The 26,390-nt window shown below is 70.4% G+C and carries 20 protein-coding genes and 2 pseudogenes; 11 read left to right on the top strand and 11 right to left on the bottom strand.

Going from position 1 to position 26,390, the window contains the following annotated elements:
• Both SSQG_RS07615 and SSQG_RS07610 read right to left on the bottom strand, forming a co-directional pair.
• Positions 1 to 224, bottom strand: a pseudogene (locus SSQG_RS07615) (DNA helicase RecD); the annotation flags it as partial.
• Entirely contained in the window at positions 221 to 1,204 is a 984-nt protein-coding gene (locus tag SSQG_RS07610; protein ID WP_003989147.1) for an aldo/keto reductase, read from the bottom strand. The pseudogene SSQG_RS07615 and the gene SSQG_RS07610, both read right to left, overlap by 4 nt.
• Positions 1,205 to 1,331: 127 nt before the next feature.
• Between SSQG_RS07610 and SSQG_RS07605 the strand changes: the two genes are divergently transcribed.
• A complete protein-coding gene (locus tag SSQG_RS07605; protein ID WP_003989146.1) occupies positions 1,332 to 2,387 on the top strand; it encodes an LLM class F420-dependent oxidoreductase in 1,056 nt (351 codons plus the stop codon).
• Between the two features lie 263 nt (positions 2,388 to 2,650).
• A complete protein-coding gene (locus tag SSQG_RS07600) occupies positions 2,651 to 3,439 on the top strand; it encodes a hypothetical protein (protein ID WP_003989145.1) in 789 nt (262 codons plus the stop codon).
• Positions 3,440 to 3,449: 10 nt separating this feature from the next.
• On the opposite strand, the gene corA is transcribed toward SSQG_RS07600, so the two are convergent.
• Positions 3,450 to 4,445 (bottom strand): magnesium/cobalt transporter CorA, encoded by a 996-nt coding sequence (gene corA, locus SSQG_RS07595; RefSeq protein ID WP_003989144.1) that lies wholly within the window; start codon positions 4,443 to 4,445, stop codon positions 3,450 to 3,452.
• Positions 4,446 to 4,506: 61 nt separating this feature from the next.
• Between corA and SSQG_RS07590 the strand changes: the two genes are divergently transcribed.
• The 4 genes from SSQG_RS07590 (at position 4,507) to mshC (ending at position 7,980) form a co-directional block, all read left to right on the top strand.
• Positions 4,507 to 5,193, top strand: a complete 687-nt coding sequence (locus SSQG_RS07590; RefSeq protein WP_003989143.1) for a histidine phosphatase family protein — start codon at positions 4,507 to 4,509, stop codon at positions 5,191 to 5,193.
• A gap of 78 nt (positions 5,194 to 5,271) precedes the next feature.
• On the top strand, positions 5,272 to 5,862 hold the full coding sequence (locus SSQG_RS07585; protein ID WP_003989142.1) for a DUF3090 domain-containing protein: 591 nt from the start codon (positions 5,272 to 5,274) through the stop codon (positions 5,860 to 5,862).
• Positions 5,826 to 6,656 (top strand): SCO1664 family protein, encoded by an 831-nt coding sequence (locus SSQG_RS07580; protein WP_208865623.1) that lies wholly within the window; start codon positions 5,826 to 5,828, stop codon positions 6,654 to 6,656. Before SSQG_RS07585 ends, SSQG_RS07580 begins: the two co-directional genes overlap by 37 nt.
• 94 nt (positions 6,657 to 6,750) lie before the next feature.
• Positions 6,751 to 7,980, top strand: coding sequence for a cysteine--1-D-myo-inosityl 2-amino-2-deoxy-alpha-D-glucopyranoside ligase (mshC, locus tag SSQG_RS07575; RefSeq protein WP_003989140.1), 1,230 nt, complete (start codon positions 6,751 to 6,753; stop codon positions 7,978 to 7,980).
• Between the two features lie 553 nt (positions 7,981 to 8,533).
• Here mshC and SSQG_RS07570 read toward each other — a convergent pair.
• The 6 genes from SSQG_RS07570 to SSQG_RS07545 form a co-directional block, all read right to left on the bottom strand.
• Positions 8,534 to 9,520, bottom strand: a complete 987-nt coding sequence (locus SSQG_RS07570) for a PAC2 family protein (protein WP_039932115.1) — start codon at positions 9,518 to 9,520, stop codon at positions 8,534 to 8,536.
• Between the two features lie 157 nt (positions 9,521 to 9,677).
• Complete coding sequence (locus tag SSQG_RS07565) at positions 9,678 to 10,349, bottom strand: FadR/GntR family transcriptional regulator (RefSeq protein WP_003989138.1); 672 nt, start codon at positions 10,347 to 10,349, stop codon at positions 9,678 to 9,680.
• Between the two features lie 129 nt (positions 10,350 to 10,478).
• Positions 10,479 to 12,095, bottom strand: coding sequence for a glycerol-3-phosphate dehydrogenase/oxidase (locus SSQG_RS07560; protein ID WP_003989137.1), 1,617 nt, complete (start codon positions 12,093 to 12,095; stop codon positions 10,479 to 10,481).
• 8 nt (positions 12,096 to 12,103) lie between these two features.
• Positions 12,104 to 13,642: a glycerol kinase GlpK gene (gene glpK, locus SSQG_RS07555; protein ID WP_003989136.1), complete on the bottom strand. Its 1,539-nt coding sequence runs from the start codon at positions 13,640 to 13,642 to the stop codon at positions 12,104 to 12,106.
• A gap of 92 nt (positions 13,643 to 13,734) precedes the next feature.
• Positions 13,735 to 14,529, bottom strand: a complete 795-nt coding sequence (locus SSQG_RS07550; protein WP_003989135.1) for an MIP/aquaporin family protein — start codon at positions 14,527 to 14,529, stop codon at positions 13,735 to 13,737.
• Between the two features lie 284 nt (positions 14,530 to 14,813).
• Positions 14,814 to 15,587, bottom strand: coding sequence for an IclR family transcriptional regulator (locus tag SSQG_RS07545; protein WP_003989134.1), 774 nt, complete (start codon positions 15,585 to 15,587; stop codon positions 14,814 to 14,816).
• A 343-nt stretch (positions 15,588 to 15,930) separates the two neighbouring features.
• On the opposite strand from SSQG_RS07545, the gene metH reads away from it, so the two are divergent.
• The 4 genes from metH (at position 15,931) to SSQG_RS07525 (ending at position 24,019) form a co-directional block, all read left to right on the top strand.
• Positions 15,931 to 19,446 (top strand): methionine synthase, encoded by a 3,516-nt coding sequence (gene metH / locus SSQG_RS07540; RefSeq protein WP_003989133.1) that lies wholly within the window; start codon positions 15,931 to 15,933, stop codon positions 19,444 to 19,446.
• A gap of 139 nt (positions 19,447 to 19,585) precedes the next feature.
• Positions 19,586 to 20,326, top strand: coding sequence for an HAD family hydrolase (locus SSQG_RS07535; RefSeq protein WP_003989132.1), 741 nt, complete (start codon positions 19,586 to 19,588; stop codon positions 20,324 to 20,326).
• 398 nt (positions 20,327 to 20,724) lie between these two features.
• Positions 20,725 to 22,329 carry an ABC transporter substrate-binding protein gene (locus tag SSQG_RS07530; protein ID WP_003989131.1) on the top strand — a complete coding sequence of 535 codons (1,605 nt, stop codon included), beginning with the start codon at positions 20,725 to 20,727 and terminating at the stop codon, positions 22,327 to 22,329.
• Between the two features lie 106 nt (positions 22,330 to 22,435).
• A complete protein-coding gene (locus tag SSQG_RS07525; RefSeq protein ID WP_003989130.1) occupies positions 22,436 to 24,019 on the top strand; it encodes an ABC transporter substrate-binding protein in 1,584 nt (527 codons plus the stop codon).
• 72 nt (positions 24,020 to 24,091) lie between these two features.
• Here SSQG_RS07525 and SSQG_RS07520 read toward each other — a convergent pair whose 3' ends face one another.
• Together SSQG_RS07520 and SSQG_RS07515 are read right to left on the bottom strand one after the other, a co-directional pair.
• Entirely contained in the window at positions 24,092 to 24,763 is a 672-nt protein-coding gene (locus SSQG_RS07520) for a response regulator (RefSeq protein WP_003989129.1), read from the bottom strand.
• Between the two features lie 54 nt (positions 24,764 to 24,817).
• Positions 24,818 to 25,840 (bottom strand): RecB family exonuclease, encoded by a 1,023-nt coding sequence (locus SSQG_RS07515; RefSeq protein ID WP_039932114.1) that lies wholly within the window; start codon positions 25,838 to 25,840, stop codon positions 24,818 to 24,820.
• A 152-nt stretch (positions 25,841 to 25,992) separates the two neighbouring features.
• On the opposite strand from SSQG_RS07515, the pseudogene SSQG_RS07510 reads away from it, so the two are divergent.
• A pseudogene (locus tag SSQG_RS07510) lies at positions 25,993 to 26,390 on the top strand (hypothetical protein); the annotation flags it as partial.

The following is a 26,390-nucleotide window of genomic DNA, read 5'->3' as shown; positions in this document are numbered from 1 at the left end:
TCGGCGGCCTGGCCGCTCAGCTTGCCGCCGCTCTCGATCGGCTCGCTCTTCTCGGCCTTCCGCTGTTCGATGCGCTCCCGCTCGACCTGCTGCGCCCGCAGCTCGGCCTCGGCCTCGGACACCTGACCCGAGTCGGCCGCGTCCCCCTGGGTCCCCTCGGTCTCCGCACCACCGGTCGGCGTCCCCGGCTCGGCGTCCTCCGTGGTCTCCGGCTCCGTGCTCACAGCGTGCTCCAGTCGTGATCGGGATAGCGGTGCACAGGCGCCGACACGTCGTCGAGCGCCCGGCAGATCTCGTCAGGAAGACTAAGGGTCTCCACTGACAATGCCGCCGTGAGCTGCAGCGCGTTGCGCGCGCCGACGACCGGCGCGGCCACGCCCGGCCGGTCGCGGACCCAGGCCAGGGCCACCTGGAGCGGCGTCACCGCGAGACCGTCGGCCGCGGTGGTCACGGCGTCCACGATGCGGCTCGCCGTGTCGTCGAGGTACGGCGCGACGAACGGCGCGAGGTGCTCCGAGGCGCCGCGCGAGTCCGGTGGCGTCGCGTCGCCCCGGTACTTGCCGGTCAGCACGCCACGCCCGAGCGGCGAGGACGGCAGCAGTCCGATGCCGAAGTCCAGCGCGGCCGGCAGCACCTCGCGTTCGACGCCGCGCTGGAGCAGGGAGTACTCGAGCTGCGTCCCGGCCAGCCGGGTCCTCCCGGGAGCCGCCAGCTGCCAGGTCGCGGCCTTGGCCAGCTGCCAGCCGCAGAAGTTGGAGACGGCGGCGTAGCGGGCACGGCCGCTGGCGACCGCGAGGTCGAGGGCCTGGAGGGTCTCCTCCAGCGGGGTGTCCGGGTCGAAGGTGTGCACGTGCCAGAGGTCGACGTAGTCGGTGCCGAGCCGGGAGAGCGAGGCGTCCAGCGCGGAGAGCAGATGGCCGCGGGAGGCGTCGAAGCGGCGGTCGGGGTCCGGCACGCTGCCGGCCTTGGTCGAGATGACCAGGTCCCGGCGGGGCACCAGGCCGTCCATGAGCCTGCCGATCAGGTACTCGGCCTCTCCGTCGCCGTACACGTCCGCGGTGTCGACGAGGGTCCCGCCCGCTTCCCAGAACGTCTTCATCAGGTCCGCGGCGTCGTGCTCGTCGGTGTCCCGTCCCCAGGTCAGGGTGCCGAGCCCGATCCGGGACACACGCAGGCCGGTGCGGCCGAGATGCCTCTGCTCCATGAACGCCGAGATTACTGGCCAGAGCCTTCCGTGTGAGGAGCCGTGTGCAACGACTCTGCGTCATCCCCCGGCCCTCGCGCTATGGTCTCCGCACAAGGCACGTTACTGATCAGTAAGGGGATTCGGCATGCAGCTCGGCATCAACCTCGGCTACTGGGGTGCCGGAATGGACGCGGACAATCTGGCCGTCGCCCAGGAGGCCGACCGGCTCGGATACGCCGTCTGCTGGGCCGCCGAGGCCTACGGGTCCGACGCCGCCACCGTCCTGAGCTGGGTCGCCGCCCAGACGGAACGGATCGACGTCGGCTCCGCCATCTTCCAGATCCCGGCCCGCCAGCCCGCCATGACCGCCATGACGGCCGCCACCCTCGACTCCCTGTCCGGCGGCCGCTTCCGCCTCGGCCTCGGCGTCTCCGGCCCGCAGGTCTCCGAGGGCTGGTACGGCGTCAAGTTCGACAAGCCGCTCGCCCGCACCCGCGAGTACGTCGAGATCGTCCGCAAGGCCATGACCCGCGAGCGCCTGTCCTACGAGGGCGAGCACTGGACCCTCCCCCTCCCCGGCGGCCCGGGCAAGCCCATCAAGCTGACCGTGCACCCGCAGCGCGAGCACATCCCGCTCTACATCGCCGCGATCGGCCCGAAGAACCTGGAGCAGACCGGTGAGATCGCCGACGGCGCCCTGCTGATCTTCCCCTCCGCCGACCACCTCGAGGACACCGCGATCAGGTACCTGCGCGCCGGGCGCGAGAAGGCCGGCAAGACCCTCGACGGGTTCGACGTCTGCCCGACCCTGCCGCTCGCCGTGGGTGACGACAAGGACGTGGCCACGCTGGCCGACACCTTCCGTCCCTACACCGCGCTGTACGTCGGCGGCATGGGCAGCCCCAAGCAGAACTTCTACAACCAGCTCGCCCGGCGCATGGGGTACGAGCAGGAGGCCGCCGAGATCCAGACCAAGTACCTCTCCGGCGACAAGCAGGGCGCCGCGGCCGCCGTACCGCACGACCTCATCGACAAGACGACGCTGCTCGGTTCCGTGGACCGCATCGCGGACCGGATGAAGGCCTACGCCGCGGCCGGGGTCACCACCCTGTCCCTCGCGCCGGCGGGCTTCACTCTGGAGGAGCGGCTCGCCTCCCTGCGCGCCGGTACGCAGGCCCTGGAGCGCGCCGGACTCGCCTGAGGTTTCAGCGGCCGTGGTGGGGGCTCGGGGGTCTTCCCCGCCACGGCCGTCACGCGGAACAACGCGTCGGACCCCCGGCGGTTACGCCGTACCGCCCTCGGTGCGCCGAGCACAGCTCCCCCCACGTCCTCCATTTGGCGGAGTTGACCGGCACACCTGTTGCAGCACCCCTCACCCCGCACTTGACTCGTTCTTCGCGGAACCTGCGGAAATCCGCGGAATCCTGGCGGTACGCGCACGCGCGCGGGAACGAGGTGCCCACGATGCTTTCGGCCAAGAGTCTGTTCCAGGAGATCCTCGCCGACGACGAGTCCTTCGCCCTGTTCTGCTCCATCGCCGCGAGCGGCGAGTCCCAGGGCGGCTGGGAGAACGCGCGTATCGCCGCGCTCGTCCCCGAGAGCGAACGCGAACTCGCCCCCAAGATCACCCGGCACGGCGCCGACGAGGACAAGCACGGCCGGATCTTCAACGCCCTGCTCAAGAAGCGCGGCCTGGACCCCGTCCCGGTCCCGCCGGAGACCGACTACACCATGCTGCTGGAGAAGAACGGCATCGGCCTCGCCCACGAGCAGCTGAAACGCGACGAGCGGCTCACGGTCGGGGACATCGTCACCTACCTCTCACACAGCAGGGTCACCGAACAGCGTGCCTCGGAGCAGATGGAACTGCTCCGCAAGCACTTCGCGGACCACCCCGACATCGGCCGCGCGGTCAAACAGATCTCCAACGACGAGGACAACCACCTCGCCTACTGCCACGAGGAGCTGCTGCGCTTCGCGTACGCGGGCCACGGCCGGGTCATCCAGCGGACCCTGCGTGAGTGCGCGCTGGCCGAGATCCGGATCTACCGGGACGTCAGCCTCGCGGTCATGGCGAACATGGGCCGCATCCTCGGCTGGTCCAGGGCCAAGTCGGCGGTGCTCGCGGCGGGCATCCACGCGATGTACGCCTACGAACGGCTGGGCGGCTGGCGCCGGATGGTGTCGCTGAAGACGCCCGAGCGCCGCAACGCCCTCGGCGGACCCGCGTCCGCGGAACCCGAGTTCGCCTGACCCGGCCCGTCTACAGCCACCCGCGGCGCTTGAACAGCCGGAAGACCATCATCTCCAGGACGGCCATCAGGACGATCAGCGCCGGATAGGACCAGACCCAGTGCAGCTCGGGCATGTGATCGAAGTTCATGCCGTAGATCCCCGCGAACATCGTGGGGATCGCGGCCATGGCCGCCCACGCGGAGATCTTCCGCATGTCGTCGTTCTGCCGGACACTCATCTGCGCCAGATGCGCCGACAGGATGTCGGACACCAGCCGGTCCAGGTTCTCCACGGACTCGTTCACGCGCGTGAGGTGGTCGCTGACGTCGCGGAAGAACGGCCGGGCCCGGTCGTCCACGAACGGCACCGCGACGCCGTACGGGGCCGTCCCCGCCAGCCGGCTCATCGGCAGGGCCAGCGGCCCGGTCGCCCGGCGGAACTCCAGGACCTGCCGCTTGAAGGTGTAGATCCGGGACGCGGTGTTCCGCGATCCGCCGCCGTCCGGTGAGAAGACCTCCGCCTCCAGCTCCTCCAGGTCGGTCTGCAACTCGGTCGCCACCTCCAGGTAGTGGTCGACGGTCGCGTCGGCGACCGCGTACAGCACGGAGGTCGGCCCTTTGCCCAGCAGCTCCGGTTCCTGCTCCAGCCGGCTCCGTACGGCCTTGAGCGGGGCGCCCTCGCCGTGCCGGACGGTCACCACGAACGAGTCGCCCAGGAAGATCATGATCTCGCCGGTGGAGACGGCGTCGCTCTGCGGCTCGTACGCCACCGGCTTCAGCACCACGAAGAGCGAGTCGTCGTACACCTCCAGCTTGGGCCGCTGGTGGGCCTTGAGGGCGTCCTCGACGGCCAGCGGGTGCAGCCCGAACTCCCGGGTGACATGCTCGAATTCACGTTCTGTGGGCTCGTGCAGCCCGATCCACACGAAACCGCCCGCAGCGCGGGCCTCGTCCAGGGCTTCGGAGAAGTCCTCGGGCCCCTCCGACCGGTGTCCGTCGCGGTAGATGGCACAGTCGACGATCACGAAAAGAGTCTCCCGTCACTCGAACGACACCGCACGCGCGCGTGCGCCTACGCTGGACCGCATGCCCACGTTGATCCTGGTCCGGCACGGACGTTCCACCGCCAACACCGAGGGACTGCTCGCCGGCTGGACACCCGGCGTGGCCCTCGACGGGCGCGGCGCCGAGCAGGCCGCCGCACTGCCCGGGCGGCTGGCCGAACTGCCCCTCGCCGAGATCGTCACCAGTCCGCTCCAGCGCTGCCAGGAGACGATCCGGCCCCTGCTCCGGGCCCGGCCGGAACTGACCCACCACACCGACGAGCGCATCGGCGAGTGCCACTACGGCGACTGGTCCGGACGCAAGCTCGCCGAGCTCAAGGACGAGCCCCTGATGGAGGTGGTGCAGGCGCACCCGTCCGCCGCGGCGTTCCCCGGCGGGGAGTCCATGCGGGCGATGCAGACGCGCGCCGCCGAGGCCGTACGCGAGTGGAACGCGCGCGTGGAGCGCGACCACGGCGCCGACGCCGTCTACCTCATGTGCTCGCACGGCGACATCATCAAGTCTCTCGTCGCCGACGCACTCGGACTTCATCTGGACCTCTTCCAGCGGATTTCCGTTGAACCGTGTTCCATCACCGCGATCCGCTACACACGACTGCGGCCGTTTCTCGTCCGCCTCGGCGACACCGGGAACTTCACGTCCCTGGTGCCGCGCGAGGAACCGCCGGGCGACGAAGCCCAAGTCGGGGGTGGTGCGGGCGCACCGTGATCGTCCGCCGCAGTAGGGTGAAGCGGTCGCAGCAGTGCCGTGGTCACACGGTTCCCACGATTCCAATGGAGACAGGACGTGTCCCGTCAGGTGTTCCTCTACGACCATCCGGAGCGTTTCGTGGCCGGTACGGTCGGACTGCCCGGACGCCGTTCGTTCTTCCTCCAGGCTTCCGCCGGCACCCGGGTGACCAGCGTGGCCCTGGAGAAGACCCAGGTCGCAGCGCTCGCCGAACGCATGGAAGAACTGCTCGACGAGGTGGTGCGCCGCAGCGGCGGCAGCGCTTCCGTCCCCGCCGTGGCACCGTCGGAAGTCCATGACACCGCCCCGCTGGACACCCCCATCGAGGAGGAGTTCCGGGTCGGCACCATGGCGCTCGCCTGGGACGGCGACGAGCAGCTCATGATCGTCGAGGCGCAGGCGCTCGTCGAACTCGACGCCGAGTCCGAGGAGGACCTCGCCGAGGCCGAGGAACGGCTCCTCCAGGACGAGGAGAACGGGCCCCCGATGCTGCGGGTCCGGCTCACCGGCGCGCAGGCGAGGGCCTTCGCCAAGCGCGCCCTCGACGTCGTCAACGCGGGGCGGCCGCCGTGCCCGCTGTGCAGTCTCCCGCTCGACCCGGAAGGACACGTATGTCCGCGCCAGAACGGATACCGCCGCGGAGCGTGACACCTCCTCCGGACCCCGCCGAGCTGCTCGCCCGGGGCGAACTCACCGTGCGCGGACGGATCCGCGAGGCGTCCAACGCGGCCCTGTACTGCACGGTGTCGTACGACGGCGGGGAAGCGGCCTGCATCTACAAGCCGGTCGCCGGTGAGCGACCCCTGTGGGACTTCCCCGACGGGACGCTCGCCCAGCGCGAGGTCGCCGCGTACGAGGTCTCCGAGGCGACCGGCTGGGGCCTGGTCCCCGCCACCGTGCTGCGGGACGGCCCCTACGGAGAGGGCATGTGCCAGCTGTGGGTCGAGGCGGTGCCCGACCAGGAGCTGCTCGCCCTGGTCGACGGGGAGGAGCCGGAGCCGGGCTGGAAGGCGATCGGCTTCGCCGAGGTCGGCGAGGGACGTACCGCGCTGCTCGTGCACGCCGACGACGAGCGGCTGCGGCGGCTCGCGGTGCTCGACGCCGTGCTCAACAACGCCGACCGCAAGGGCGGGCACCTGCTGCCCACGGGCGAGGGCCGGCTGTACGGCATCGACCACGGGGTGACCTTCAACGTCGAGAACAAGCTGCGGACCCTGCTGTGGGGGTGGGCGGGGGAGCCCCTCACCCCGGAGGCGGCCGGCGTCCTCGAAGGCCTCAGGAAGGACCTGGCCGAGGGCGGGGCTCTCGCCGCGCGGCTCGAACCGCTGATCACCGGTGCCGAGATCGAGGCCACACGCGAGCGGGTCGGAGCTCTGCTCGCCTCGGGGAAGCATCCGGAGCCGGGCGGGGAATGGCCGGCGATTCCCTGGCCACCCGTGTAGCAGCACATACGGCGCGCTCCCGCAAGAGCGCCTTCTCGGCCGTCCGGGCCGCTCCCATTCGTATAGGGAACTTCAGTCCGGTTAGGCTCAGGTCATGCATGCCTGGCCCGCTTCCGAGGTCCCCGCCCTGCCTGGTCAGGGCCGCGACCTGAGGATCCACGACACCGCGACCGGCGGCCTCGTCACCCTCGACCCCGGTCCCGTCGCCCGTATCTACGTCTGCGGCATCACCCCGTACGACGCCACCCACCTGGGGCACGCGGCGACCTACAACGCGTTCGACCTCGTGCAGCGCGTGTGGCTCGACACCAAGCGGCAGGTTCACTACGTCCAGAACGTCACCGACGTCGACGACCCGCTCCTGGAGCGGGCGCAGCGCGACGGCCTCGACTGGGCCGCGCTCGCCGAGCAGGAGACGGCCCTCTTCCGCGAGGACATGACGGCCCTGCGCATGCTGCCGCCGCGGCAGTACATAGGCGCCGTCGAGGCGATACCCGGGATCGTCCCGCTCGTCGAGCGGCTGCGGGACCTGGGCGCGGCGTACGAACTCGAAGGCGATGTCTACTTCTCCGTCGAGTCCGACCCGCACTTCGGCAAGGTCTCGAACCTCGATGCCGCGGCGATGCGGCTGCTGTCCGCCGAGCGCGGCGGCGACCCGGACCGGCCGGGCAAGAAGAACCCGCTCGACCCGATGCTGTGGATGGCGGCCCGCGAGGGCGAGCCCAGCTGGGACGGGGGGTCGCTCGGGCGCGGACGGCCGGGCTGGCACATCGAGTGCGTGGCCATCGCCCTCGACCACCTCGGCATGGGCTTCGACATCCAGGGCGGCGGCTCCGACCTCGCCTTCCCGCACCACGAGATGGGCGCCTCGCACGCCCAGGCCCTCACCGGCGAGTTCCCCATGGCCAAGGCGTACGTGCACGCCGGCATGGTCGCCCTCGACGGCGAGAAGATGTCCAAGTCCAAGGGCAACCTGGTCTTCGTCTCCAAGCTGCGGTACGACGGCGTCGACCCGGCCGCCATCCGGCTCGCGCTGCTCGCCCACCACTACCGCGCCGACTGGGAGTGGACCGACCAGGTCCTCCAGGACGCCGTCGACCGGCTCGGCCGCTGGCGGGCCGCCGTGTCCCGGCCCGACGGGCCGCCGGCCGAGGCGCTCGTGGAGGAGATCCGCGAGGCCCTCGCGAACGACCTGGACGCCCCGGCCGCGCTCGCCGCGGTCGACCGCTGGGCAGCGCTCCAGGAGAAGAGCGGCGGCACGGACACGGGCGCGCCGGGCGTCGTCTCCCGCACGGTGGACGCGCTGCTGGGCGTGGCTCTGTAGCCGAGAACAGGCAGAGGGGCGTCTCCCGGTCGGGAGACGCCCCTCTGGCGTGCCGACGGTGCGGCGGTTGCGGCAGCCCGCACGGGCTCCGGCGACCTGCCCTACCCCTCGCCCTGCGCGGGCCTCCCCGACGGCCAGGCGCGTCTCGGCGCCGGGGCTCCCCCCTCGGCCTGCCCGGTGTCTGCGGACACCGTCGACGGTCGGGGCGTCCCGGGGTGGATGGGGTCGGGAGTCGGCTTCCGGTGTTGCGGTGGCGGGCCCCTTCTCGGCCTGCCCGGTGTCTGCGGACACCGTCGACGGCCGGGGCGTCCCGCGGCGGACGGGGTCGGGAGTCGGTTCCCGGCGCCGGGGCGGCGTGCTTGTCTCTCGGTCCGGGCGGCGTTCGCCGGATGTCGGTGTCGGCCCGGGCGCCCCGGGGCGGACGGGGTTGTGAGTCGGTCCCCGGTGTCGCGGTGGCGTGCTCGTCCCTTGGCCGGGTCGGTGTTCGCCCCGCCGGACGCGTGGACGGCCCGGGCGTCCCGGGGCGGGCTGGGGCGCTCCTGCGCCCCGCGGCTCAGTCCTCCGACGACTCGTCGTCGTCCGTGCCGCTCGGCTTGGGCGGCTTCGGCGGGCGGGTGCGGCCGCTGGGGTTGTCCCGCAGGTAGGAGGTGCTGTCGCTGCCGTCCGCCGTGGCGTGTCCGCCGGACGCGGGCGGGCCGCCGCCGTCCCGGCGCCGCAGGTAGCGCTCGAACTCGCGGGCGATCGCCTCGCCGGACGCCTCGGGCAGCTCGGCGGTGTCCCGGGCCTCCTCCAGCGACTGGACGTACTCGGCGACCTCGCTGTCCTCCGCGGCCAGCTGGTCCACGCCGACCTGCCAGGCCCGCGCGTCCTCGGGCAGCTCGCCCAGCGGGATGCGCACGTCGATCAGGTCCTCCAAGCGGTTCAGGAGGGCCAGCGTGGCCTTCGGGTTCGGCGGCTGCGACACGTAGTGCGGCACCGCCGCCCACAGCGAGACGGCCGGCACACCCGCGTGCGTGCACGCCTCCTGGAGGACGCCGACGATGCCCGTGGGGCCCTCGTACTTGGTCTCCTCCAGGTCCATCCGGCGGGCCAGGTCGGCGTCGGACGTCGTCCCGCTGATCGGAACCGGGCGGGTGTGCGGGGTGTCGCCCAGCAGGGCGCCGAGGACGACCACCAGCTCCACACCCAGTTCGTGCGCGAAGCCGAGCAGTTCGTTGCAGAACGAACGCCACCGCATGGACGGTTCGATGCCCCGGACGAGAACCAGATCGCGCGGCTTCTCACCGCCGACCCGGACCACCGACAACCTTGTCGTCGGCCACGTGATCTTGCGGACGCCCGCTTCCATGAACACCGTGGGGCGGTTCACCTGGAAGTCGTAGTAGTCCTCGGCGTCCAGCGCCGCGAACACTTCGCCCTTCCACTCCCTGTCCAGATGCGCGACCGCGGTGGAGGCGGCGTCGCCGGCATCGTTCCAGCCCTCGAACGCGGCCACCATGACCGGGTCGACCAGCTCGGGAACCCCCTCGAGCTCGATCACCCAGTGCCTCCTTCCGACGTACCCTCGCGTACGCCCCAACCTTACGGCGTGCCAAGGCGGCGCCCGCAGCCCCCTCGCAGGGGGAGTGACCCCATCACTGCCCCGCGAACCACCCCTGAACACCCCGGATTCATCCGAGCGGTGAGTGAGGCCCGGGTCACAGAGTGGAGCGCAGCCACTGCTCGACGCTCGCGATGTGCACCGTCGCCCACGAGCGCGCCGCCTCGGCGTCCCGGTCGCGCAGTGCGGCGAGGATCGCCCGGTGCTCGCGCAGGGTGCGGCCGACGGCGTCCTCCTGGGTGAGGCCGCGCCAGATCCTGGCCCGGGTGGTCGGCCCCGAGAGCCCGTCGAGCAGCGAGCACAGCACGGAGTTGCCCGAGCTCTGCACGATGCCCCGGTGGAACTCCAGGTCGCAGGCGACGAGGTCCTCGACGGACGGGGCCTCGCCGAGCTTGTCCAGCTGGGCCGTGAGCGCGTCCAGTTGCTGCTCACTGATCCGCAGGGCTGCCATGGCCGTCGCGGCCGGCTCCAGGATGCGGCGTACGGCCAGGAACTCCAGGACCGTGTCGTCGCGGTGGAAGTCCACGACGAAACTCATCGCCTCCAGCAGGAGTTGCGGGTCGAGACTGGTCACGTACGTGCCGTCGCCCTGCCGCACGTCCAGGATCCGGATGAGGGACAACGCACGTACGGCCTCCCGCAGGGAGTTGCGGGACAGGCCGAGGTCGGCGGCGAGTTCGCTCTCCTTGGGCAGCCGGTCGCCCGGCCGCAGCGCGCCGGAGACGATCATGCCCTTGATCTTCTCGATCGCCTCGTCGGTGACTGCCATGGCCGGCCTCCTGTCGCTTAAGACCTCCGACGTATCACGTCATTATGCGGGGAGGAGCACGCGGAGGGGGCGGCTCCGTCGGCGTGGAACCGCCCCCTCGGGACGGGCCCCTGGGGCCCGCGTACTGCCCTACTTCTTGTCGAGCAGGTCCTGGACCTTGGCGCGGACGTCGTCCGTGGCCAGGCCGCGGATCGTCAGCGTCGTCCGGCGGCGCAGCACGTCGTCCTGCGTCTCGGCCCACTCGTGGTCCCGGGCCCAGACGACCTGCGCCCAGATCTCCGGGGCGTCCGGGTGGACGCGTGCGGCCAGTTCCGGGTTCTCGTTGGCCAGCCGGGCGATGTCGAAGGCCAGCGAGCCGTAGTGCGTGGCCAGGTGCTTGGCGGTGTCGGCCGCCATGCGCGGGCCGGGCGCCGGGCGGTCGGTGAGCAGCCGGTGGGCGACCGCGCGCGGGTTGGCGATGCCGGGCAGCGGCAGCTTCTTCGGCAGCGAGCTGATCGGCTCGAAGTCGTCGCCCAGGGGGTGGCCCGGCAGCGACTCCAGCTTCTGCATCACCGTACGGCCGATGTGGCGGAAGGTGGTCCACTTGCCGCCCGCGACGGACAGCATGCCGCCCTTGCCCTCGGTCACGACCGTCTCGCGCTTGGCCTTGGCGGTGTCGCCGGGGCCGCCCGGCAGCACCCGCAGGCCCGCGAAGGCGTAGGTGATGAGGTCGCGGTCCAGCTGCTGGTCGCGGACGGAGAAGGCGGCCTCGTCGAGGATCTGGGATATGTCCTGGTCGGTGACCGAGACGTCCGCCGGATCGCCCTCGAACTCCTCGTCGGTGGTGCCGAGGAGCAGCATGTCCTCCCAGGGGAGGGCGAAGGTGATGCGGTACTTGTCGATGGGCGTGGCGAGCGCGGCCTTCCAGGGGGAGGTGCGCTTCAGGACCAGGTGGGCGCCCTTGGACAGGCGGATGGACGGCGCCGCGTTCGGGTCCTCCATCTTCCGCAGGTGGTCGACCCAGGGGCCGGTCGCGTTCAGCACGAGCCGGGCGTTGACGCCGAACTCGTCGCCGGAGAGACGGTCCTTGAGCTCGGCGCCCGTGACCCGGCCCTGCGTGAAGCGCATGCCCGTCACCTCGGCGTGGTTGAGGACGACGGCACCCGCCTCGACGGCCGCGCGGACCGTCATCAGAGCCATGCGCGCGTCGTTCATCTGGTCGTCGCCGTACACGGCCACGGCCTTGAGGTTCTCGGTGCGCAGCTCGGGCACGTCCTGGGCGGCCTTGGCCGGCGAGAGCAGGTGCCCGACGCCGTCACCGAAGGCCGACAGCGCGGAGTAGGCGAAGACGCCCGCCCCGAGCTTCGCCGCGCCGTGCGGCCCGCCCTTGTAGACGGGGAGGTAGAACGTGAGCGGGTTCGCCAGGTGGGGGGCCACCTGGCGGGAGACCGCACGGCGCTCGAAGTGGTTCTCCGCCACCAGCTTCACCGCGCCGGTCTGCAGGTAGCGCAGACCGCCGTGGAGCAGCTTGGAGGAGGCGGATGAGGTGGCACCGGCGAAGTCGCCGGCGTCGACCAGAGCCACCCTGAGGCCGGACTGCGCGGCGTGCCAGGCGGTGGAGATGCCCAGGATGCCGCCGCCGATCACGAGAAGGTCGTACGACGCCTTGGCGAGCTGCTCCCTGGTCTCGGCTCGGCTCGGGTTCGAGCCGGAGGCCGGGTGCGTCCCCAGGGCAGGCACGGACTGCAGGGTGGACTGACTGGTCATGCTGTTTCTTACTCCTCGTCCTCGAGCCAGCCCATGGTCCGCTCGACGGCCTTGAGCCAGTTCTTGTACTCACGGGCGCGGGTGTCCGCGTCCATGCGGGGGGTCCACTCGGCGGCCCGGCGCCAGTTGGCGCGCAGGTCGTCGGTGCTGTTCCAGAAGCCGACGGCGAGGCCGGCGGCGTAGGCGGCGCCGAGGCAGGTGGTCTCGGCGACCATCGGGCGCACCACGGGGGCGTCCACGAAGTCGGCGAGGGTCTGCATCAGCAGGTTGTTGGAGGTCATGCCGCCGTCGACCTTCAGGGCGGCCAGCTCGACGCCGGAGTCCTTCGTCATGGCGTCGGCGATCTCCCGGGTCTGCCAGGCGGTCGCCTCCAGCACGGCACGCGCCAGGTGCGCCTTGGTGACGTACCGGGTCAGGCCGGCGATCACACCGCGGGCGTCGGAGCGCCAGTACGGGGCGAACAGGCCGGAGAAGGCCGGCACGAAGTAGGCACCGCCGTTGTCCTCCACCGACAGCGCGAGCGTCTCGATCTCGGCGGCGGTGGAGATCAGACCCATCTGGTCGCGCATCCACTGCACCAGCGAGCCGGTGACGGCGATCGAGCCCTCCAGGGCGTAGACCGTGTCCTGCTCGCCGATCTTGTAGCCGACGGTGGTCAGCAGGCCGCTGTAGGAGTTGATGATCTTGTCACCGGTGTTCATCACCATGAAGGTGCCGGTGCCGTACGTCGACTTGGTCTCACCCTCGGAGAAGCAGGTCTGGCCGAACAGGGCCGCCTGCTGGTCGCCGAGCGCGGAGGCGACCGGGATGCCGCCGAGCAGGTCGCCCAGCTTGCCGCCCGTGATCTCGCCGTAGACCTCGGCGGAGGAGCGGATCTCGGGCAGGACCTGCGGCGGGACGCCGATGGACTCGCAGATCTTCTCGTCCCACTGCATGGTGTGCAGGTTCATGAGCATGGTGCGGGAGGCGTTGGTGACGTCGGTGACGTGCTTGCCGCCGTTGACACCACCGGTCAGGTTCCAGATGACCCAGGTGTCCATGGTGCCGAAGAGGATGTCGCCCGCCTCGGCGCGCTCCTTCAGACCGTCGACGTTGTCGAGCAGCCAGCGGGCCTTGGGGCCGGCGAAGTAGGAGGCGAGCGGCAGGCCCGTCTCGCGGCGGAAGCGGTCCTGGCCGACGTTGCGGCCGAGCTCGCGACAGAGGGCGTCGGTGCGGGTGTCCTGCCAGACGATGGCGTTGTGGACGGGCTCACCGGTGTTCTTGTCCCACAGCACGGTCGTCTCGCGCTGGTTGGTGATGCCGATGGCCTTGATGTCGTCGCGGGTGATGCCGGCCTTCTGGATGGCTCCGGCGACGACCTCCTGGACGTTGGTCCAGATCTCGTTGGCGTCGTGCTCGACCCAGCCCGGCTTCGGGAAGATCTGCTCGTGCTCCTTCTGGTCGACGGAGACGATCCGGCCGTCCCGGTCGAAGACGATGCAGCGGCTGGAGGTGGTGCCCTGGTCAATGGCGGCGATGAAGGGGCCGGCGGTGTGCGCGTCGGTCACTGTGTGCTCCTGGTCATTCCGGGTTTAAGGGGCTTTACGTACGGCGCGTGCTGGAAGTTTCGCGTCGGGCGCGAGGATCGCTCCTGTCGCTCCTAGGCGAACGCGACGTTGTAGATGCCCGCCGCGATGGCGCCGCCGAGCAGCGGACCGACCACGGGGACCCAGGCGTAGCCCCAGTCGGAGCCGCCCTTGTTGGGCAGGGGCAGGAGGGCGTGCACGATGCGCGGACCGAGGTCACGGGCCGGGTTGATCGCGTAGCCCGTCGGGCCGCCGAGGGAGAGGCCGATGGACACCACCACGAAGGCGGTGATCAGCGCGCCCAGGGTGCCGAGGCCGTTGCCCTTGTCGTTCAGGCCCTGGGTGAGCACGGCGAGCACCAGCACGACGGTGCCGATGACCTCCGTGGCGACGTTCTGCCAGGCGACGCGGACCTCGGGGCCGGTGGAGAAGACGCCCAGCACGGGGCCGGCGCCCTTCTCCTGGGCCTCGACGGCCTTGGCCGTGGTGTCCTGAGCACCCGGACCGCCGACGATCTCGCGGTCGGTGAGGTGCGCGTGGAACTGACCGTAGTAAGCGATCCAGACCAGAGCGGCACCGATCATGGCGCCGAGGATCTGTCCGGCCCAGTAGACCGGGACGTTCTTCCAGTCGCCGTCCTTGATGGCGATGGCCAGCGTCACGGCCGGGTTCAGATGGGCGCCGGAGAGCGGCGCCGAGGTGTAGACCGCCGTGAGCACCGCGAAGCCCCACCCGAAGGTGATGGCGAGCCAGCCGGCGTTGCGGGCCTTGGAAGCCTTCAGCGTGACGGCGGCGCAGACGCCGCCGCCGAGGAGGATGAGTATGGCGGTACCGATGGTCTCGCCGATGAAGATGTCGGAGCTGGACACCCGCGACTCCTTTGTCTTACGTCCAGGGAAGTTCGATACCGGCCTGGCTGTCACACTCTAGCGCTTATTGCCGGTAGCTGTTCGACAATGTCGACCGATGGACGGGAGTCTTGCTTCGGCGTTACGAGCACGTCAAGGGCTGTGAACTCGAAAACCTGATCGTTACTGATCGCCGCCGCTCGATGATCTTCGCCGCAGGTGAACGCGGACATGCCGGCGCGAACATGCCGAGGACCGGGACGCCGTACGACGTCCCGGTCCTCGGCATGTGCCGGTGTGTGCCGTCAGAACCGGCCGGCGCCCAGGTCCCGCGACACCGCGCGGGCGCAGTCCCGTACCGCCGCGATCAGCTCGGGGCGCAGCGCGCCCTCCTCGTCGGACCGGCACAGCCGCTCCACGGCGCCGGTGATGCCGACCGAGCCGACCGGCATGCGCCGCCGGTCGTGGATGGGGGCGGCCAGGGAGGCGACGCCCTCCCAGGTCTCCTCGACGTCCGCCGCGTAACCCCGCGCGCGGGTGACGTCGAGGATGCGTTCAAAGTCCTCCGGCTCGCATACGGTCCGGTCGGTGAACGCCTTGCGGTCGGCCTCCAGGGCCTCGCTGTGTGCCACGGGGTCGTAGGCGGACAGCACCTTGCCCAGCGCCGTGGAGTGCAGCGGCTGCATGGCCCCGATCTCGAGGACCTGCCGGCTGTCGTCGGGCCGGAAGACGTGGTGCACGATCAGTACGCCCTGCTGGTGCAGGACGCCCAGGTAGACGCTCTCGCCGCTGGAGCGGGCCAGGTCGTCGGCCCACACCAGGGCACGCGCCCGCAACTCGTGCACGTCGAGGTAGGTGGTGCCGAGGCGGAGCAGCTCGGCGCCCAGCTGGTAGCGGCCGGAGGCGTCGTCCTGCTCCACGAACCCCTCCTGCTGGAGGGTGCGCAGTATGCCGTGGGCGGTGCCCTTGGCCAGGCCCAGCGACGAGGCGATGTCCGACAGTCCGAGCCGCCGCTCGCCTCCCGCGAGCAGCCGCAGCATCGCGGCCGCCCGTTCGAGCGACTGGATGTTCCGTGCCATCGCCGTACTGCCTCCGTCCCCTTCGAACGCCGACCAGCGGCGTCCGCAGCCCTCGTTCGGCAATGTCGAACACTACCGGTCGATGTCGACCTCTCGCTAATGGCGGGTCACCATTTGTTGCGCCAACGGGCCGAAATGTGTTGCATCGGAGGGTCCGCCGTTCCGGTGCCGTGGCAGGTCCGTGGCGGTGTTTCCCGCCTGCGCCGTCCGCCCCGTGGACGCCCTGCACATCCCGGGCGACTCCCGGTTAGGCTGGCGCCGTGCGCCCTTCCCCCGGGGGATCGCTCCTGGGTGTCCGGGGAGCCGCATAGCCGACAGCCGTCGCATTTGAGGGAGCCCTTACATGGCCTCGTTGCCACCGACCCCTTCCGCCGACAGCCGGACCCGTGTGTCCGCCCTCCGAGAGGCCCTGGCCGCCCGCGTGGTGGTGGCCGACGGTGCCATGGGCACCATGCTCCAGGCCCAGGACCCGACGCTGGAGGACTTCCAGAATCTCGAGGGCTGCAACGAGATCCTGAACCTGACCCGGCCCGACATCGTCCGTTCCGTCCACGACGCGTACTTCGCGGTGGGCGTCGACTGCGTCGAGACCAACACCTTCGGCGCCAACCACACGGCCGCGGCGGAGTACGAGATCGCCGACCGGGTGCACGAGCTGTCCGAGGCGGGTGCCCGGATCGCCCGCGAGGTGGCCGACGAGTACGCCGCCGGCGACGGCCGGCCCCGCTGGGTGCTCGGCTCGGTCGGTCCCGGCACCAAGCTGCCCACGCTCGGTCACGTCACCTACAGCACCATCCGCGACGGCTACCAGGCCAACGCCGAGGGCCTGCTCGCGGGCGGCGCGGACGCGCTGCTCGTGGAGACCACGCAGGACCTGCTCCAGACGAAGGCGTCCGTCCTGGGTGCCCGCCGGGCCATGGAGGCCACCGGCGTCGAGGTGCCCCTGCTGTGCTCGATGGCCTTCGAGACCACCGGCACCATGCTGCTCGGCTCCGAGATCGGCGCGGCGCTGACCGCGCTGGAGCCCCTCGGCATCGACATGATCGGCCTGAATTGCTCCACCGGCCCCGCCGAGATGAGCGAGCACCTGCGCTATCTGACGCGCCACTCGCGCATCCCGCTGCTGTGCATGCCGAACGCCGGTCTGCCGATCCTCACCAAGGACGGCGCCCACTTCCCGCTCGACGCCGAGGGCTTGGCCGACGCCCAGCAGACCTTCGTCCAGGACTACGGTCTGTCCCTGGTCGGTGGCTGCTGCGGCACCACTCCCGAGCACCTGCGCCAGTTGGTGGAGCGGGTGCGGGGCGTCACCCCGAGCGAGCGCAGTCCTGAGCCCGAGCCGGGTGCCGCCTCGCTCTATCAGTCGGTGCCGTTTCGGCAGGACACCTCCTACCTGGCCATCGGCGAGCGCACCAACGCCAACGGCTCGAAGAAGTTCCGCGAGGCCATGCTGGACGCCCGTTGGGACGACTGTGTGGAGTTGGCCCGCGAGCAGATTCGCGAGGGCGCGCACATGCTCGACCTGTGCGTGGACTACGTCGGCCGCGACGGCGTCGCCGACATGGAGGAGCTGGCGGGCCGTTTCGCCACCGCCTCCACTCTGCCGATCGTGCTGGACTCCACCGAGGTCGACGTCATCCAGGCCGGCCTGGAGAAGCTCGGCGGCCGCGCGGTGATCAACTCGGTGAACTATGAGGACGGCGACGGTCCGGAGTCCCGCTTCGCCAAGGTCACCGCCCTCGCCAAGGAACACGGCGCCGCCCTCATCGCGCTCACCATCGACGAGGAGGGCCAGGCCCGCACCGCCGAGAAGAAGGTCGAGATCGCCGAACGGCTCATCGACGACCTCACCGGCAACTGGGGCATCCACGAGGAGGACATCCTCGTCGACTGTCTGACCTTCACCATCTGCACGGGCCAGGAGGAGTCCCGCAAGGACGGCATCGCCACCATCGAGGGCATCCGCGAGCTGAAGCGGCGCCACCCCAAGGTGCAGACCACCCTCGGCCTGTCCAACATCTCCTTCGGCCTCAACCCGGCCGCCCGCATCCTGCTGAACTCCGTCTTCCTCGACGAGTGCGTCAAGGCGGGCCTGGACTCGGCGATCGTGCATGCCAGCAAGATCCTGCCGATCGCGCGCTTCAGCGAGGAGGAGGTCCAGACGGCTCTGGACCTCATCTACGACCGCCGTGCCGAGGGCTACGACCCGCTCCAGAAGCTCATGCAGCTCTTCGAGGGCGCCACCGCCAAGTCCCTCAAGGCCGGCAAGGCCGAGGAGCTGGCGGCCCTGCCGCTGGAGGAGCGTTTGAAGCGGCGCATCATCGACGGCGAGAAGAACGGCCTGGAGGCGGACCTGGACGAGGCGCTCCAGGAGCGGCCCGCGCTCGACATCGTCAACGAGACCCTGCTGGAGGGCATGAAGGTCGTCGGTGAGCTGTTCGGCTCCGGCCAGATGCAGCTGCCGTTCGTGCTCCAGTCCGCGGAGGTCATGAAGACGGCCGTGGCCCACCTGGAGCCGCACATGGAGAAGTCCGACGAGGCCGGCAAGGGCACCATCGTGCTGGCCACCGTGCGCGGCGACGTGCACGACATCGGCAAGAACCTCGTCGACATCATCCTGTCCAACAACGGCTACAACGTCGTCAACCTGGGCATCAAGCAGCCGGTCTCCGCGATCCTGGAGGCCGCCGAGGAGCACAGGGCCGACGTCATCGGCATGTCCGGCCTCCTGGTCAAGTCCACTGTGATCATGAAGGAGAACCTGGAGGAGCTGAACCAGCGCGGCCTGGCGGCGAACTTCCCGGTCATCCTGGGCGGCGCCGCCCTGACCCGGGCCTACGTCGAGCAGGACCTGCACGAGATCTACCAGGGCGAGGTCCGCTACGCCCGCGACGCCTTCGAGGGGCTGCGCCTGATGGACGCCCTGATCGGCGTCAAGCGGGGCGTGCCCGGCGCCAAGCTGCCCGAGCTGAAGCAGCGCCGCGTCCGGGCCACCGCCCCGGCCGCCGTGCAGGAGCGCCCCGAGGAGGGGCACGTGCGTTCCGACGTCGCCACCGACAACCCCGTCCCCGAGCCGCCCTTCAGCGGCACCCGCGTGATCAAGGGTATCCAGCTCAAGGAGTACGCGAGCTGGCTGGACGAGGGCGCCCTGTTCAAGGGCCAGTGGGGTCTGAAGCAGTCCCGCACCGGCGAGGGCCCCTCCTACGAGGAACTCGTCGAGAGCGAGGGCCGGCCCCGGCTGCGCGGACTGCTGGACCGGCTCCAGACAGAGAACCTGCTGGAGGCGGCCGTGGTCTACGGCTACTTCCCGTGTGTCTCCAAGGACGACGACCTGATCATCCTGGACGAGCAGGGCAACGAGCGCACCCGCTTCACCTTCCCGCGCCAGCGCCGGGGCCGCCGGCTGTGCCTGGCCGACTTCTTCCGCCCCGAGGAGTCCGGCGAGAGGGACGTGGTGGGCCTCCAGGTCGTCACCGTCGGCTCGCGCATCGGCGAGGAGACCGCCCGCATGTTCGAGGCCAACGCCTACCGCGACTACCTCGAACTGCACGGCCTGTCCGTGCAACTGGCCGAAGCCCTCGCCGAGTACTGGCACGCGCGCGTGCGCTCCGAGCTCGGCTACGCGGGCGAGGACCCGGACGAGATGCAGGGCATGTTCGAGCTGAAGTACCGGGGTGCCCGCTTCTCCCTCGGCTACGGCGCCTGCCCGAACCTGGAGGACCGCGCCAAGATCGCCGACCTGCTCCAGCCGGAGCGCATCGGCGTACACCTGTCCGAGGAGTTCCAGCTCCACCCCGAGCAGTCCACGGACGCCATCGTCATCCACCACCCGGAGGCGAAGTACTTCAACGCCCGCTGAGCGGCCCCCCGGGGCACCACGGGACCACCACGGGCCAAAAAGAGGCACTTCTTCCGCGCACGACGTAGACTGGTCGGTCCACCGCAGGCCGGTTCCCTTCATGGGAGCCGGCCTGAACGTCCCTCAAGGAGGTACGTGGATGACCAGTACGGTCCCCGCGCTCGGAACCCTTCCCCAAGCTCTCGGCTCCGCTCGGGCAGGGGATACCCCAACGGCCGAGGGCTCCGCCCTGCAGGCGGTGCTCCTCGACATGGACGGCACCCTGGTGGACACGGAGGGCTTCTGGTGGGACGTCGAGGTCGAGGTCTTCGCCTCCCTCGGCCACACGCTCGACGAGTCCTGGCGCCACGTCGTGGTCGGCGGCCCCATGACCCGCAGCGCGGGATTCCTCATCGAGGCCACCGGCGCCGACATCCCCCTCGAAGAGCTCACGGTGCTCCTGAACGACGGCTTCGAGGACCGTATCGGCCGTGCCCTGCCGTTGATGCCGGGCGCCGACCGGTTGCTGGCCGAGCTGTACGAGTACGAGATCCCCACGGCACTGGTCTCCGCCTCGCACCGGCGCATCATCGACCGGGTGCTGAAGTCACTGGGTGCGCACCACTTCGGCCTGACGGTGGCCGGTGACGAGGTGCCACGCACCAAGCCGCACCCCGACCCGTACCTGTTCGCCGCCGCCGGACTCGGCGCGGACCCGGCCCGGTGCGCCGTCATCGAGGACACCGCGACCGGGGTCGCCGCCGCCGAGGCAGCGGGCTGCCACGTCGTGGCGGTGCCCTCCGTGGCTCCCATCACCCCGGCCCTGCGCCGTACGGTCGTCACCTCACTCGAAGAGGTCGACCTGACATTTCTGCACGGTCTGATGACGGAAATGCGCTAGCTGTTCACCCAGCGTGCAGTGGAGTTTGGACGACAATTTCGTAGATGAATTCGACCCTCTCCGGGCGGTCGAATTACCGTACTCCGGAACCCGTTTGTGGTGTGACGTTCCCCACGCGGTCCGGGGTCGACAACGGCTCCGGCGTGTGCTTCGGGAGGCCTCTGACGTGTCCTTGTGTCCCGATTGGTGGAACGCTGTACCAAAGCTTCCGCCATCGGGTTTTCGGTGTGTCCGCGCCTGGTTCCGCAGCGTGATGGGCCCTCAACTCCGATGGCTGCGAACCCTCCTGCGGGCGCGGACTAATCTCGATGCGAGAACATCGCCCCACCCCCGTGATCCGCTTGCGCCACCCCTGCATGCCGGGTACACGGAGTAGACAGCTCTGGAGAAACTCGAGCATGAACCGCAAGACTTTGGTGCTGCCGGCCGTGATCGGCCTGCTCGCGCCGGTGCTCGCCGCCTGCGGCGGGTCCGACAGCGGGAGCGACGACGGCAGCGCGATCGTCGCCGGCACCACGGACCGGTTCACCGCCTCGAAGGACGCCCCCGCGCCCCTCGACCCGGCGTACGCCTACGACGTCGGCACCTGGAACATCCTGCGTCAGACCGTGCAGACCCTGATGATCCAGCCGCGCGGCGAGGGCGAGCCCGTACCGGAGGCCGCCGAGCGCTGCGGATTCACCGACACCGGCAACGAGCGCTACGCCTGCACCCTGCGCGACGGCCTGAAGTTCGCGAACGGCGACCCCGTCACCGCGGCCGACGTCAAGTACTCCATCGACCGCGCGCTCTCCCTCAAGGCCGACAGCGGGGTCTTCGCGCTGCTGTCCACCATCGACACCGTGGAGACGGAGGGTGACCGCGACGTCATCTTCCACCTCAAGACCGCCGACGCCACCTTCCCGTACAAGCTGTCGACCCCGGTCGCCGGCATCGTCGACCCCGACGAGTACCCGAAGAACAGGCTGCGCGACGGGTTCGACCTCGACGGCTCCGGCCCGTACACCCTCAAGGCCGACGTCGAGGACAACGAGCTGGTCAAGGCCGAGTTCACCCGGAACCCCCACTACAAGGGGAGCCTGAAGGTGAACAACGACAAGGTCGACATCGTCTCCTACAAGGACGCCGACGAGATGAGCGCGGCGCTGGACGAGGGCGACGTCGACCTGATGACCCGCACCATGTCCCCCGAGCAGATCCGCAAGCTCTCGGGCGACGCGGACACCGGCGTCGACCTCGTCGAGATGCCCGGCCTGGAAATCCGCTACCTGGGCTTCAACACCGACGCTCCGACCGTGAAGTCCAAGGCCGTGCGCCGGGCGATGGCCCAGGTCGTCAACCGCAGCGAGCTGGTCTCCAAGGTCTACGGCTCCCAGGCCGAGCCGCTGTACTCGCTGGTCCCGGCCAGCGTCACCGGCCACTCCAACTCGTTCTTCAACCAGTACGGCGACCCGAACGTCACCAAGGCCCGTGCCCTGCTGAACCAGGCGAACATCACCACCCCGGTGAAGCTGACGCTGCACTACACGACCGACCACTACGGTCCGGCCACCAAGGAGGAGTTCGAGGTCCTGCGCGGCCAGCTGAACTCCAGCGGCCTGTTCGACGTGAGCATCAAGGGCACGCCGTGGGACACCTTCCGCCCAGCCGAGAAGAAGGGCGAGTACGACGTGTACGGCATGGGCTGGTTCCCCGACTTCCCGGACGCCGACAACTTCCTCGCGCCGTTCCTCGACAAGGACAACACCCTTGGCTCGCCGTACGACAACAGCCAGATCCGGAACACCCTGATCCCCGAGTCCCGTCGTGAGGCGGACCGGCTGTCCGCCTCCACCAGCCTGACGGACATTCAGGACATCGTCGCCGCTGACGTGCCAGTGCTGCCGCTGTGGCAGGGCAAGCAGTACGTCGCCGCGCGCGACGACATCACGGGAACCGCCTACGCGCTCAACTCCGCCTCGACGCTCCAGCTGTGGGAGCTCGGCCGCGGTGTGAGTGGCTGACGGACCCGATGGAACCCCGGGCCCCTGACCGCGGTCCCGGGGGACCGTGCCCCGGAGCCAGGGACATGCTCCGGGTGTTCTCGAGAACCGACGACAAGGCACACACGTGAACATACGCAACCAGTGGCCGGTACTGCCCATCGTGGCGGGCCTCGCCTCCGGCCTGCTGACCGGCTGTGGCACGGAGAGCGGGGACTCCGCGGGGGAGGGATCCAACGTGGTGGTGGGGATGTCCGACGACGTCCTGGCCACGGATCCGGCCTCCGGCTACGACCCCGGCTCCTGGCTGTTGTTCAACAACGTCTTCCAGTCGCTGCTCAGCTTCCCCAAGGGCGCCACGGAACCCCAGCCCGAGGCAGCGGAGAGCTGCGCCTTCACCGACACGCAGAGCTCCGTCTACAGGTGCACGCTGAAGGACGGCCTCAAGTTCAGCAACGGTGACGCGCTCACCTCGAAGGACGTCAAGTTCTCCTTCGACCGCACGCTGAAGATCAACGACCCCGACGGGCCCGCGGTCATGTTCCCCACGCTGGACGAGGTCGAGACCCCGGACGAGAAGACGGTCGTCTTCCACCTCAACACGTCCGACGCCACCTTCCCCAGCAAGATCGCCTCCGGCGCAGGCTCCATCGTCGACCACAAGGAGTACGACGCGGGCAAGCTGCGCAAGGACGGCCAGGCCGTCGGCTCCGGCCCCTACAAGCTCGACTCGTTCGACGACGGCCAGGCCGTCTTCTCCGTCAACGAGAACTACAAGGGCACCGCCAAGGTGAAGAACAAGGGCGTGACGCTGAAGTTCTTCGACGGCGACCAGACCGCCCTGAAGCAGGCCATCCAGAACGAGGACGTCGACATCGCCTACCGCGGCCTCACCGCGGGCGACGTCGCCGACATGGAGAAGGCCGACGACGGCACCGGTACCGAGGTCGTCGAGGGCAGCAGCGCCGAGGTCCAGCACCTGGTGTTCAACATGGACGACCCGGTCGCCGGAAAGCTCGGCGTCCGCAAGGCCATCGCGCACCTGCTGGACCGCGAAGCCCTCATCAGGGACGTCTACCAGGGCACCGCGACCCCGCTGTACTCGATCATCCCGGCCGGCATCGCGGGCCACAACACGGCCTTCTTCGACACCTACGGCGCCCGCCCCTCCACGTCCAAGGCCGAGGCCGCGCTGCGCGCCGACGGCATCACCGGCAAGGTGAAGCTGACCCTCTGGTCGACCCCGTCCCGCTACGGCCCGGCCACCGACCAGGAGCTGAACGCCATCGCCGACCAGCTCAACGCCAGCGGCCTGTTCGACGCCACCGTCAAGTCCGTCCCCTTCGGCCAGTACGAGAAGGACATCGCCGCCGGCAAGTACGGCGTCTACGTGAAGGGCTGGGTGCCCGACTACCCGGACGCCGACAACTTCACGTCCCCGTTCTTCGGCCAGGGCAACGTGCTGGGCAACAACTACGACAACGGCACCATCACCGGAAAGCTCATCCCGCGTACCGCCGCCACGACCAACCGCGCCTCCACCGACCAGGAGTTCGGCGAGCTCCAGGACATCGTCGCCGACGACGTGCCGGTCCTGCCGGTGTGGCAGGCCAAGCAGTACGCGGTCGTCCGCGACGGCGTCTACGGCCTGGAGTACTGCCTCGACGCGTCGACCGTGTTCCGCTTCTGGGAGCTGAGCAAGGACGCCTGACGCATCCACGTGAAGAGGGCGCCCCCTGCTCGTCAGGGGGCGCCCTCTTCCATGTCCCGGCTCAGGGGCTCGCTACTGCGCCCCGGGGCGCACCAGTCCGCTCTCGTACGCGTACACCGCGGCCTGCACACGGTCGCGCAGGCCCAGCTTGGTGAGCACATGCCCGACGTGCGTCTTGACGGTGGTCTCGCTGACGAACAGGTCGGCGGCGATCTCGGCGTTGGACAGCCCGCGCGCCACCAGCTTCAGCACCTCGACCTCGCGGTCGGTGAGCGTGTCCAGCGTGTCCGGCACCGGCTCGTCGCCCGACGGCAGATGCGTGGCGTACTTGTCGAGCAGGCGCCTGGTGATGCTGGGCGCGAGCATGGCCTCGCCCGCGGCCACGACCCGGATCGCCTGCACCAGCTCGTTGGCCGGGGCGTCCTTCAGCAGGAAGCCGCTGGCACCGGCGCGCAGGGCCTCCACCACGTACTCGTCGAGGTCGAAGGTGGTCAGCACCAGGACCTTCGCCGGGCCGTCCCGCCCGGGGCCGGTGATCTGCCGGGTCGCCTCCACACCGTCCATCCGCGGCATGCGGATGTCCATCAGAACCACGTCGGGCTGCAGGGCCCGCACCTGGTCGAGCGCCTGGAGGCCGTCTCCGGCCTCGCCGACGACCGCGAGGTCCTGCTCGGCCTCCAGGATCATCCGGAAGCCCGTGCGGAGCAGCGGCTGGTCGTCGACGAGTAGGACGCGGATGGCCACGTAAGTCTCCTTCGCTAGTCCGGCCCCATTCTGCCCTGCGCGAGGCCGCCGGACTCAGCCGCCCTCACCGGTATGGCCTGCCGGACCGACCGGCGACGGCAGGGGCTCCGGGGCCCCGATCCGCAGCGGGTACGGCGGGGGAGTGCCGCCGAACTCGGGGCAGTGGGCCTGGTGGTCGCACCAGCCGCACAGCTTCGTGGGGCGCGGCCGCCAGTCGCCCGACTCGGTCGCCTGCCGGATCGCCTCCCACAGCGCCAGCAGCTTGCGCTCGACCCGCTCCAGGTCGGCGAGGACGGGGTCGTACGTCAGCACCTCTCCGCTGCCGAGATAGACCAGCTGGAGCCGGCGCGGCACGACGTTCTTCAGCCGCCACACGACGAGGGCGTAGAACTTCATCTGGAACAGCGCACCCTCGGAGTACTCGGGCCTGGGTGCCTTGCCCGTCTTGTAGTCGACGATCCGGACCTCACCGGTGGGCGCCACGTCGACCCGGTCGATGATCCCGCGCAGTCGCAGCCCGGACTCCAGCTCCGCCTCCACGAACAGCTCCCGCTCGGCCGGCTCCAGCCTGCTGGGGTCCTCCAGGGTGAACCAGCGCTCGACGAGCCGCTCCGCCTCGCCCAGCCAGCGCGCGAGCCGCTCACCCTGCGGATCGTCGGCGAACAGCTCCACGACCTCCGGCCGGGTCTCGCGCAGCCGGTCCCACTGGCCCGGGATCAGCGACTTCGCCCGGGGCGCCGTGCGCTCCGCGGCCGGGGCGTCGAAGAGCCGCTCCAGGACCGCGTGCACCAGCGTGCCCCTCGTCGCCGCCTCGCTCGGCTTCTCCGGCAGCCGGTCGATCACCCGGAAGCGGTACAGCAGCGGGCACTGCATGAAGTCACTGGCACGCGAGGGGGACAGCGAGGCGGGCGGTACGGCGGTGGGCGCGCTCTCGGTGGTGGTCCCGGCCTCGCTCGCCGTCTCGTCCGCCGCTGCCGTGTCGATGACCGCCTCCACGGACCCGGCCGGGACCGGCGGATCCACCGCCGCGGCAGGGCTGCTGTCGGGCTGCGCCGCGCCCTCGGTGCTCGTCTCCATGCCCCAGACCATACGGCCCGCCACTGACAGTGACCCAGCCGCGGTGAACACAGGGGGTGCCGGGGCCGAACGCGCCTCGACGGACGCATACCATCGACTCGAGACCCTCCCGTCCGGCAGGCGCGGGAGACGCTTCGAACGAGGGGACACCGGTGGACGAGAGCGGCGGGCGCGGGCAGCCGCAGTCCGGCAACGACGAGTCGGCCGAGCGCCACGCGGGGCCTCCGGCCCGGGCCACCGACCCCACTCCCGCCGACGAACAGCCGACGGACGAGCGGCGGTTCACCCCCGAGCAGCACGACGACGCCCCGGCGACGAGCACGCCGACGGCACGGCCGGCCGAACCGGGCGCCGCTCCGAAGGACGGCACGCCGTCCGGCGGCGACCCCGCCGGTTCCGCCGACGGGCACGACGGGCGTGACGAGCAGGCCGGTCACGACGAGCAGGCCGACCGCGCCGACGCGGACTCCGACGGCCCGCACGCGGCACCCGGCGGCGAGCGCGACGGGTTGCCCTTCACCGCAGGGCGACGCGCACCCCGACCACGCGG

Source organism: Streptomyces viridochromogenes DSM 40736 (assembly GCF_000158955.1).
Taxonomy (GTDB): Bacteria; Actinomycetota; Actinomycetes; order Streptomycetales; family Streptomycetaceae; genus Streptomyces; species Streptomyces venetus.
This window is presented reverse-complemented; position numbering and strand designations above follow the sequence as displayed.

Excerpts from the sequence above, each read along its gene's own strand:
- SSQG_RS07535 (WP_003989132.1), top strand. The coding sequence starts at position 19,586 with ATGACCAGTACGGTCCCCGCGCTCGGAACCCTTCCCCAAGCTCTCGGC.
- SSQG_RS07545 (WP_003989134.1), bottom strand. The coding sequence starts at position 15,587 with ATGGCACGGAACATCCAGTCGCTCGAACGGGCGGCCGCGATGCTGCGG.
- SSQG_RS07565 (WP_003989138.1), bottom strand. The coding sequence starts at position 10,349 with ATGGCAGTCACCGACGAGGCGATCGAGAAGATCAAGGGCATGATCGTC.
- SSQG_RS07515 (WP_039932114.1), bottom strand. The coding sequence starts at position 25,840 with ATGGAGACGAGCACCGAGGGCGCGGCGCAGCCCGACAGCAGCCCTGCC.
- SSQG_RS07530 (WP_003989131.1), top strand. The coding sequence starts at position 20,725 with ATGAACCGCAAGACTTTGGTGCTGCCGGCCGTGATCGGCCTGCTCGCG.
- SSQG_RS07590 (WP_003989143.1), top strand. The coding sequence starts at position 4,507 with ATGCCCACGTTGATCCTGGTCCGGCACGGACGTTCCACCGCCAACACC.
- SSQG_RS07580 (WP_208865623.1), top strand. The coding sequence starts at position 5,826 with ATGTCCGCGCCAGAACGGATACCGCCGCGGAGCGTGACACCTCCTCCG.
- SSQG_RS07600 (WP_003989145.1), top strand. The coding sequence starts at position 2,651 with ATGCTTTCGGCCAAGAGTCTGTTCCAGGAGATCCTCGCCGACGACGAG.
- SSQG_RS07560 (WP_003989137.1), bottom strand. The coding sequence starts at position 12,095 with ATGACCAGTCAGTCCACCCTGCAGTCCGTGCCTGCCCTGGGGACGCAC.
- SSQG_RS07605 (WP_003989146.1), top strand. The coding sequence starts at position 1,332 with ATGCAGCTCGGCATCAACCTCGGCTACTGGGGTGCCGGAATGGACGCG.
- mshC (WP_003989140.1), top strand. The coding sequence starts at position 6,751 with ATGCATGCCTGGCCCGCTTCCGAGGTCCCCGCCCTGCCTGGTCAGGGC.
- SSQG_RS07610 (WP_003989147.1), bottom strand. The coding sequence starts at position 1,204 with ATGGAGCAGAGGCATCTCGGCCGCACCGGCCTGCGTGTGTCCCGGATC.
- metH (WP_003989133.1), top strand. The coding sequence starts at position 15,931 with ATGGCCTCGTTGCCACCGACCCCTTCCGCCGACAGCCGGACCCGTGTG.